We start from the raw sequence: 1,628 nt of genomic DNA, 5'->3' as shown, positions 1-1,628 counted from the left end.
GCAACCGGTTCCGGAAAGACCACGTTGCAATTCGGGCTCGCCATCGAAAAACTCATGGACCCGACCGTATACTGCGACATGGCAACCGGCGAGGAGCCCATCGAGTTCCTGCTGGACGACCTGCGACCGCCTTCAGGCTCGCGGATCAGCCAGACGGAGATCCGCCCTCCTACCCTGACTTTTCCCACGTTCACCCGCAGCCTGACACGCCGCGAGATGAGCGATGGCATCATCACGGAATGTCGTGACGGCGAGACCATGAATGCAGCCATCAATATCGCCATGATGGGCGGTATCCTGGGCACGACGCTGCATGCAGACAGCGTCTCCCTCATGATCCAGCGCGCGATCGCGCTCTGTCCGCCCTCGGAACGTGACAATCTCGTCTCGGCCCTCGCTCAGGCGCTGCGGTTCTGCATCAACCAGCGCCTTGTGCCCCGAAAGGGCGGGGGGCGTGTTGCGATCCGCGAATTCCTCACCTTCGACCATGATCTGCGCCGCAAGCTGACCCGGACCGAGCCAACGGACTGGCCTGACGTCGTGGCCGACGCAGTCGAGGCGCAGGGCCAGTCTTTCGGAAAGGCCATCCGCAAACTGCTTGATGCCGATCTGATCACCGAAGACACCGCTCTGGCGGAAGAAAGGAGAGACGCGTGATGTGGCGTGCAACGGCCTATCCTGTCCGGGTTTTCATTCTCGATGCCCGCAGCTGCTTTCCCATTCTCATCTCCGTGACACACTGGAGCCTCACCACCCTGCTGATCGGGGTCTTCGGCGTGGTGTTTTTCGGGACGATCTCGTTTTTCGGGCTGACGCTGCCGGCCGCGATACGCTCCATGCGACGCTTCCTCATCGGGCCGGTCCGCACCGCCCTGCCGACATGGCAAAGGAGGCGGTTCTCATGAGCGCGATCGATCTGGCGGCGATCAGTGCGGCGCAGACACGGCTTCTGGCCGAAATCGGCAAGCCGATTGAGCTGCTGGACCGTGGCACCCGAAAACGGGTGGTCGTATCACCGGCTGACGCCGCACATCCTGAAGCCTATCTGCCCGTTTTCCTGATCAGTGCCGAAGCCCTGTGGCTGGAACTGACAGGGACGGGCTTTGCCCTTGATGTCAGCAGGACGCCCGACAGCGCGCTCGGCTATGCCGTCCGCAAGGTGCGCGCCGGTTCATTTACGGTCGTGATGTTATGTCTGATCGATGTCACGATGAGGCTGGCGGAGATGGACGACGTCCTGGTCCTCAATCATCTGATCGACTTCTGGGGCGAAGCCCATGGCCGGATTGCCGATGTCACGCCGACCCTGCAGGGGGCGACATGATCCCCCGCCTCGCTCTGGCGGCACTCGGGGTATTTCCCTTTTTTGCCCCCAGCACGACCGCCCGCGCCGCGAGCATCCAAGAAGATGGCCGCCAGATTGCAGCCTGTCTGGAGGCTTCGGCAAAAATCTCCGGTGTGCCCCGTGGCGTGCTGCTCGTCCTCCTCTATGTCGAGGCCGGCCGTCCCGGAATGGTCAGCCCGAACAGTAACGGCACGGCGGATCTCGGGCCGATGCAGGTCAACACGACATGGGTCGATCGCATCGCGAGGCGATGGCACAGCACGCCCGCGCAAACATATGCGGC

Annotated in this window: 3 protein-coding genes and 1 pseudogene; all 4 read left to right on the top strand. The window is 62.7% G+C overall.

Going from position 1 to position 1,628, the window contains the following annotated elements:
* On the top strand, nucleotides 1-657 hold a 657-nt coding region (locus tag GEU01_RS21570; protein ID WP_019087651.1), incomplete at its 5' end, for an ATPase, T2SS/T4P/T4SS family.
* Nucleotides 657-905, top strand: a complete 249-nt coding sequence (gene icmT, locus GEU01_RS21565; RefSeq protein ID WP_010511855.1) for an IcmT/TraK family protein — start codon at nucleotides 657-659, stop codon at nucleotides 903-905. The genes GEU01_RS21570 and icmT, both read left to right, overlap by 1 nt.
* A complete protein-coding gene (locus GEU01_RS21560; protein WP_019087650.1) occupies nucleotides 902-1,324 on the top strand; it encodes a hypothetical protein in 423 nt (140 codons plus the stop codon). The genes icmT and GEU01_RS21560 overlap by 4 nt, the downstream gene beginning before the upstream one ends.
* Nucleotides 1,321-1,628 (top strand): annotated as a pseudogene (locus GEU01_RS23800) (lytic transglycosylase domain-containing protein); the annotation flags it as partial. The gene GEU01_RS21560 and the pseudogene GEU01_RS23800, both read left to right, overlap by 4 nt.

It is taken from the genome of Komagataeibacter europaeus LMG 18890, assembly GCF_000285295.1.
Taxonomy (GTDB): Bacteria; Pseudomonadota; Alphaproteobacteria; order Acetobacterales; family Acetobacteraceae; genus Komagataeibacter; species Komagataeibacter europaeus.
Note: the sequence above shows the minus strand (reverse complement) of the source record. Positions and strands in the feature narration are given on the sequence as shown.

What these genes read in the sequence shown, in the direction of transcription:
- icmT (WP_010511855.1), top strand. Translation starts at nt 657, where the DNA reads ATGTGGCGTGCAACGGCCTATCCTGTCCGGGTTTTCATTCTCGATGCC.
- GEU01_RS21560 (WP_019087650.1), top strand. Translation starts at nt 902, where the DNA reads ATGAGCGCGATCGATCTGGCGGCGATCAGTGCGGCGCAGACACGGCTT.